This is a genomic window from Ferruginibacter sp. (assembly GCF_031430955.1).
Lineage (GTDB): Bacteria > Bacteroidota > Bacteroidia > Chitinophagales > Chitinophagaceae > Ferruginibacter.
In genome coordinates this window covers 1-6,530 of record NZ_JANPCM010000311.1, presented here as the reverse complement: position 1 = coordinate 6,530, position 6,530 = coordinate 1, and the positions used below count along the sequence as shown (strand labels likewise).

The 6,530-nt window shown below is 35.3% G+C and carries 9 protein-coding genes; 5 read left to right on the top strand and 4 right to left on the bottom strand.

Translation table 11 applies throughout. The features are described 5' to 3' along the window. A partial coding sequence (locus ACY65O_RS08815) for a DUF3857 domain-containing protein (RefSeq protein WP_462220488.1) occupies window positions 1-623 on the bottom strand: 623 nt, incomplete at its 3' end. Window positions 624-710: 87 nt separating this feature from the next. Between ACY65O_RS08815 and ACY65O_RS08810 the strand changes: the two genes are divergently transcribed. After that, complete coding sequence (locus tag ACY65O_RS08810; protein ID WP_462220487.1) at window positions 711-911, top strand: hypothetical protein; 201 nt, start codon at window positions 711-713, stop codon at window positions 909-911. A gap of 38 nt (window positions 912-949) precedes the next feature. Continuing rightward, entirely contained in the window at window positions 950-1,600 is a 651-nt protein-coding gene (locus ACY65O_RS08805; RefSeq protein ID WP_462220486.1) for a TraB/GumN family protein, read from the top strand. Window positions 1,601-1,702: 102 nt separating this feature from the next. Here the strand turns inward: ACY65O_RS08805 and ACY65O_RS08800 are convergent, their stop codons facing one another. The 3 genes from ACY65O_RS08800 to recF all read right to left on the bottom strand — a co-directional run bounded on the left by ACY65O_RS08800 (window position 1,703) and on the right by recF (window position 3,740). Then, window positions 1,703-1,984: a DciA family protein gene (locus tag ACY65O_RS08800; RefSeq protein ID WP_462220485.1), complete on the bottom strand. Its 282-nt coding sequence runs from the start codon at window positions 1,982-1,984 to the stop codon at window positions 1,703-1,705. Window positions 1,985-1,986: 2 nt separating this feature from the next. Further along, window positions 1,987-2,568, bottom strand: coding sequence for a hypothetical protein (locus ACY65O_RS08795; protein ID WP_462220484.1), 582 nt, complete (start codon window positions 2,566-2,568; stop codon window positions 1,987-1,989). A gap of 89 nt (window positions 2,569-2,657) precedes the next feature. Next, complete coding sequence (recF, locus tag ACY65O_RS08790) at window positions 2,658-3,740, bottom strand: DNA replication/repair protein RecF (protein ID WP_462220483.1); 1,083 nt, start codon at window positions 3,738-3,740, stop codon at window positions 2,658-2,660. Between the two features lie 248 nt (window positions 3,741-3,988). Between recF and pdhA the strand changes: the two genes are divergently transcribed. From pdhA to ribH, 3 genes are all read left to right on the top strand, one after another. Next, window positions 3,989-4,981 carry a pyruvate dehydrogenase (acetyl-transferring) E1 component subunit alpha gene (pdhA, locus tag ACY65O_RS08785; RefSeq protein WP_462220482.1) on the top strand — a complete coding sequence of 331 codons (993 nt, stop codon included), beginning with the start codon at window positions 3,989-3,991 and terminating at the stop codon, window positions 4,979-4,981. A 77-nt stretch (window positions 4,982-5,058) separates the two neighbouring features. After that, window positions 5,059-5,799, top strand: coding sequence for a tetratricopeptide repeat protein (locus tag ACY65O_RS08780; protein ID WP_462220481.1), 741 nt, complete (start codon window positions 5,059-5,061; stop codon window positions 5,797-5,799). Window positions 5,800-5,894: 95 nt separating this feature from the next. Beyond that, window positions 5,895-6,392 (top strand): 6,7-dimethyl-8-ribityllumazine synthase, encoded by a 498-nt coding sequence (ribH, locus tag ACY65O_RS08775; RefSeq protein ID WP_462220480.1) that lies wholly within the window; start codon window positions 5,895-5,897, stop codon window positions 6,390-6,392. The last annotated feature ends 138 nt before the right edge of the window (window positions 6,393-6,530 follow it).

The following is a 6,530-nucleotide window of genomic DNA, read 5'->3' as shown; positions in this document are numbered from 1 at the left end:
GCTTTATCTTTTTCAGCCCGGTTAACAGTAAGCCCGCCCTTAGATACAGCTGATATCACTAACTCCCTGGGAAAATCAAGTATATACCGGCTAAAAATAACGGGTATTGATTTTTGAAAATACCAGTCTTTTACTGCATACAAATAATCTGCATCGTCTTTATATTTATATTCTATTATACTGCCCGGCTTTACATCAGGAAATGTAAAAATCAATTCGGAAAACCTGTTATTAATTTTTTTTCTGTAAACTGCATCTTTTTCTACTTTGGTTATAACCATATTGCCTGCAGCATCTGTATTAATGGTTTGTGCCGAAAGCCCCTTGATATCTTCAATATTTTTACCAGACAGAAAAGGAATTTTAATGTTGGCCTCCTCCATTCCTTTTTTGTTTAAGATTTTTATCCTTACATGCCGTTCCAGTTCAGTTCTGCTTTGTTTAATATCGCAGTACACTTCTGCAACATCAAATAAAACTACCGCTTCGGCTGCTTTATCAAATTCACATTCTTTCATTTCTAACTCGGCTTTATCTATTTTGCCAAAGGCAGGAATTTCTTTTTGTGCAGTTGAAGTAAAAAATAAAAATACAAGGGTTGTAATCAGGAGTGTTGATTTCATATTGGGATTTATTTAGGTGTAATGTAAATTAAATATTTTTAATCAAACTAATTATATCTTATCGTATTTTCATTTAAAATTATTGTGATGAAGATTATAAAGCTGGTATTGGCGGTATTACTGCTAAATTCCTGTACTGCACAAAACAACAGCATTAGCTTAAAGACAAACGATACTGATAATACGCTGCTATGGGAGATAAGCGGCAAACAACTTACAGCACCCAGCTACCTGTTCGGTACTTTTCATCTTATTTGTAAAGATGATATACCTTTGGGACACAGTTAAACAAAGCCATTAAATCAACGGATGAAATTTACATGGAAATGGATATGGACGACCCTGCAACAATGATGGGAGGTTTACTGCTAATGAATATGAGGGGTGACAGTACTTTAAAAAAATTATATAAAGATGAAGAGTATAAAAAAGTAGAAAACTTTTTTAATGATTCGCTGCACATACCTATTGGTATGTTTCAAAAAATGAAACCATTTTTTTTAATGGCGATGCTTTACCCTAAAATGCTGCCCTGTAAAACCATTAGTGGTGTAGAAACTGAATTAATGACATTAGCCAAAGAAAATAAAAAAGAAATTAAAGGTTTGGAAACAATGGCTTTTCAGGCGGCGGTGTTCGACAGTATTCCTTATACACAACAGGCAAAAGAATTATTAAAAACAATTGACAGCCTGGAGGCGTACAAAAAATATTTTGATACCATGGTACGTGTGTATAAAAGCCAGCAGTTAAATAAAATAGAAGATCTTTTTAGCAAAAGCGAATTTGGTATGCAGGATAACCAGGATATTTTATTGTATAACAGGAATAAAAACTGGGTAAACCAACTTAATGTAATTCTAAAAAAAGAAAGCGTTTTTATTGCAGTGGGTGCCGGGCATTTAGTAGGCAATATGGGATTGATAAATTTATTGCGTAAAGAAGGTTATACTTTAAGGCCGATTGACAATAAGTAATTGGTAATTGGGAATTTGGAATTTGGTTGTTGACGTTACGGTAAGATAATATAGTTTAAGTTTAAACCTAATTACAAATTACAAATTCCCAATTCCCAATTCCTACTTTATCACAACATCCTTCACCAGCTTTTCTCCTAAGGCTTCATTGATGCGTTCTATAATTTTTTCTTTTTGATAAAGCAATTCATTTTTTAACGGCGCTACAGCAGAAGTAATGTATAAAGTGTGATTGATGATTTGAATTTTATCAGTGTATTTGGCAACTGTTTTACCCATTATATCTTCCCAAACATCTTCAATACGCAAAGCCTGGATGCCGCTTTTTAAACGGCTCTTTTGTAAAAATTGCTGAATAGCATCCTGTAAAGAAATTTCTGCCATAATTATTTTATATACAATTTATAAGATCCGTTAATTTCACTGGCTGCATTTCTTTTATCCCATACTTTAAATGATATAGTAACCCAATCTCTTTTATCATTCAGCTCAGTAATTACTGCTTTTAAAACAATGGCGTTTGCATTTACTTTGCTTACTCCCGAAGAATCATACAATTTAAATACATCTCCCGATTCTACTAATTTTTCGCCATTGCTCCACAAAATTTGTTCGCTGCCACCGGGAAAAATCTTTCCTCTCACTTCTTTAAATCCTTCGGTTATTAACAGGGTTAAATTAACCTGCTGATTAAGATCAACTTTATTGCTGTCACCCACTTTTGTCCTGTCATTAAATACAAGATACGCATCTTGTATTACAAAACCTTTGGTAGTTAAAGTAATACCATTTTTAAAAGTTTGTTCTTTTAAAACTGCAACAGAACTATTGTTTTCTGGCGCTTCAATTTTTTGTACTGCAATCTTTTTAGCTACCGGTTTTTTTATACCTGGCTTTTGAGCAGCAATATATTTTACAGCAAAAATTTGCACACACAATAATAACAGCAACTTAAAAATTAATTTCATATTTTTTTCAGGCAGTAAAAATAGAGATAAAAAACTCCGATCTATTATCAGCCATTTAAATTAACACTATCGAAACATTTCCAAATTTGCTACAGCTCAATTACCTGGTATTTTACCTGTAAAGATTTAAAAGCATCCTCCAGCCTGTCCTTGTGTGTATCGGTAATAAAAACCTGCCCGGTATTTTCATTGCAAACCCAATGCAGTAAATGCTGCATGCGGTTATCATCCAGTTTTTCAAAAACATCATCTAAAAATAAAAGGGGAGCAAAACCTTTATTGGTTTTTAATAATTCAAACTCGGCCAGTTTTAAAGCAAACAATAAACTTTTGCGTTGCCCCTGCGATGCAGTGTTTTTAAAAGATTGATCATTCAATAACATACTGATATCATCTTTATGCACACCACCGTTACTCCGTTGCAGCATAAAATCTTTTTGCCGGTACTGGTTTAATACAGATTCAAAATCTCCGGTATTTAACTGGCTTTCGTATTGCAATGTTACTGCTTCGGCATTAGCTGCAATTTGATTGTAAAATTTTTGTACCAATGGAATTAAATCTGCAGTAAAATTTTTTCTTTTGGTATAAATAAAATTTCCGGGAACAATCAGTTGTTCATCCAGCACTTCTAAAAGCGGCCAGTCGGTTTTACCCTGTTCTGCAAAACGCTTAAGCAAACTGTTGCGCTGCTGTAATACTTTGTTGTATTGAATCAGTTGTTGTAAATATTCAGCATCCATCTGGCTGATAACGGTATCAATAAAACGTCTGCGTTCTTCACTGCCACCAGTAATTAATTCAATATCATCCGGTGCTACCATTACTGCAGGAAATTTGCCAATATGCTGGCTCATTTTTTCGTAAGGCACTTCATTTAATAATAATTCCTTTTTGCCTGCACCACGATGGATGCAAACCAATTTTTGCTCTTCGGTGTCATTTTCAAAAAAAGCTTCCAGCCTAAAACCATCTTTATCAAACTGCACACTCAAAGCATCTGTCTTGCTAAAATAACTTTTGGTAAAACAGCAGTAGTAAATGGCATCCAGCAAATTGGTTTTGCCCTTGCCATTTAAGCCGCAAATGCCAATAACCCTTTCTTTAAAATCGAAAGAAGCAAAATCGTAATTTTTGTATTGGGTGATGGTTATTTTGTTGATTTGGAGCATTGCGGCTGCAAGATAATTTAATAAACTCTTGGAGGGTTCTAAACCATACAAGAGTTTATTAAATAGTAAAAGATTGATATTACTTTTTATAAAAAACAATTAAAGCTCAATAGAGAGTTAGTGCTGAACGGAGCGTCGCCACTTCTGTCCAATTAGCGATTTGCTGCCCGTAATCCCAAAAAATCAGTTTTCAAAACTGTAAACCGAAAACTGAAAACCCTTATCTTTGCCGCCTAAAATTTAAAACCTTGGCTACAAAGTTTTCTAAAGAAACTTATTTATACTGGTACGAACTGATGCTGCTTTTGCGCAGGTTCGAAGAAAAAACTGGTCAGTTGTATGGCATGCAAAAAATCAGGGGCTTTTGCCATTTGTATATTGGGCAGGAGGCTGTAGCTGCCGGATGTATGACGGCAACCAACCCGACCGATAAATTTATAACTGCCTACAGGTGTCATGCTTTGGCTATTGCAAAAGGTGTTACGCCAAAATCAAGTATGGCAGAATTGTACGGTAAAGCAACAGGCTGCAGCAAAGGAAAAGGCGGCAGCATGCACTTATTTGGTGTGGATGTGGGCTTTTTTGGTGGCCATGGTATTGTGGGTGCACAAATTGGTACCGGTGCAGGCTTGGCTTTTGCTGAAAAATATAAAGGCACTAATAATGTAGCTCTTTGTTTTTTTGGGGATGGCGCTGCAAGGCAGGGTATGCTGCATGAAACTTTTAACATGGCAATGCTGTGGGATTTGCCGGTAGTTTTTATTTGCGAAAATAACCATTATGCAATGGGTACTTCTGTAGCCCGTACCAGCAAAACATTAGATATTTATAAATTGGCCGACGCATACGATATGCCTGCAGATGCAGTAGATGGTATGAGCCCCGAAGATGTACACAATGCAGTACTAAGGGCTGCCAACAGGGCAAGAGAAAAAGGCGGACCAACTTTATTAGAAATAAAAACTTACCGCTACAAAGGGCATAGCATGAGCGACCCTCAAAAATACCGCAGTAAAGATGAGGTAGAAGAGTACAAAGAAAAAGATCCGATTGATCATGTATTGAATGTTTTAAAAACACAGTATAAAATTGCAGATGCTGATATTGATGTAATAAATGAAAGGGTTAAAAAAGAAGTGGAAGACAGTGTGCAGTTTGCAGAAGAAAGCCCATGGCCTAATGATGATGAATTATTGAAAGATGTTTATGTACAGCAGGATTATCCGTTTATTGTAGATTAAAAAAAGTTAAAAGCTGTTGAAATTAAATATTCAAATTCAACGCTTAAAAAATATTAAACCAATATTAAAAAATAAAAATGGCAGAGACAAAAGTAAAAGTTGAAAGTGTGGAGACCAATGATGTGGTAGAAAGAGCAAAAGGTTTTTGGGCAAAATTCAGCAAACCTGTTATTTATGTGGGCACTGCAATAATTGTATTGATTGGCGGATGGTATGCTTACCTTAACTTTTTTAAAGCACCCAATGAATTAAAAGCCAGCGAACTTATTTTTCCTGCTGAAAAATTGTTTGGTAAAATGGCGGCTGCTTCCAGCTTTCCAAAAGATACGGTTGGTTTTGTTTTAAATGGTGGTAATATAGATGGCGAAAAAGTAACAGGGTTACTCAGCATTGCAAAAAACTACGGTGGTACACCAGCGGGCAATCTGGCACAATACATGACAGGCGCCTGCTATTTACATTTAAAAGAATTTGATAAAGCCATTAATTATTTAAAAGAATTTGATGGTAATGGCGCCGGACAAATACAAAGCGCTGCCTACAGAATGTTAGGCGATGCTTATGCAGAACAAAAGAAAAATGATGAGGCTTTAAGTAATTTTAAAAAGGCAATCGATGCTGCATCATCAAAAGATGAAGCCACTAGGTTTTTAGCATTATCTAAAGCAGCACTATTTTGTGATGCTACAGGTAAAACCAAAGAAGCCATTGCATATTTTGAACAAATAAAAGAGGAGATTACACCTGATTTTTTTAGAAATAACAGGATTGATTTTGACGCTGATAAATACCTTGCTAAATTAGGTGTGGCAAAATAACGCAATAAGCAATAGACAATTGGCAATTTGCATATCTTTGGAAGCATCAGTTTATACTAATTAACCAATTAACTATTTAACAGATCAACGTTTCAATGTCTACTCAATCATCAAACTTATATAATACCGCAGGCATCCAATTAAAAAAGGATGCCTGTGTTGTAATTGTACGTACCGAATGGAATGCTGCAACAATTGATAAACTGGAAGAGGGGTGCAAAAAAATTTTAGACGAATATAAAGTAAAGCACATGATGGTAACAGTACCCGGTGCTTTTGAACTTATTTTCGGTATTAAAAATTATTGGGAGCGGCATAAATATAAAGATGATAAGCCCTGTGTGTTTATTGCATTAGGTTGTGTGTTAAGAGGAGATACACCGCATTTTGATTATGTATGCAAAGCAGTAACAGACGGAATTGTGCAATTAAATTTATTATTGCCGGTACCAACAATTTATGGCATACTTACCGTTGATAACCAGCAACAGATTGATGAAAGATTGGGTGGGCTGCATGGGCATAAGGGAGAAGAAGCGGCTATAACTGCATTAAAGATGATTGCAGTAAACAGATTTACCCCAAACCCCTGAAGGGGCTTACAAACTGAAAATTTAAAACCATTTTTATAAACAACCAGTAACAGAATAGTTTTTGAAAAGTTATTAAAAACAGTAAACTCTTTATAAGCTCCGCCGCGGCGGATTTGGGGCATGAAAGTTCAATTATTT

What these genes read in the sequence shown, in the direction of transcription:
- ACY65O_RS08810 (WP_462220487.1), top strand. Translation starts at nt 711, where the DNA reads ATGAAGATTATAAAGCTGGTATTGGCGGTATTACTGCTAAATTCCTGT.
- ACY65O_RS08805 (WP_462220486.1), top strand. Translation starts at nt 950, where the DNA reads ATGGATATGGACGACCCTGCAACAATGATGGGAGGTTTACTGCTAATG.
- ACY65O_RS08800 (WP_462220485.1), bottom strand. Translation starts at nt 1,984, where the DNA reads ATGGCAGAAATTTCTTTACAGGATGCTATTCAGCAATTTTTACAAAAG.
- ACY65O_RS08795 (WP_462220484.1), bottom strand. Translation starts at nt 2,568, where the DNA reads ATGAAATTAATTTTTAAGTTGCTGTTATTATTGTGTGTGCAAATTTTT.
- recF (WP_462220483.1), bottom strand. Translation starts at nt 3,740, where the DNA reads ATGCTCCAAATCAACAAAATAACCATCACCCAATACAAAAATTACGAT.
- ACY65O_RS08780 (WP_462220481.1), top strand. Translation starts at nt 5,059, where the DNA reads ATGGCAGAGACAAAAGTAAAAGTTGAAAGTGTGGAGACCAATGATGTG.
- ribH (WP_462220480.1), top strand. Translation starts at nt 5,895, where the DNA reads ATGTCTACTCAATCATCAAACTTATATAATACCGCAGGCATCCAATTA.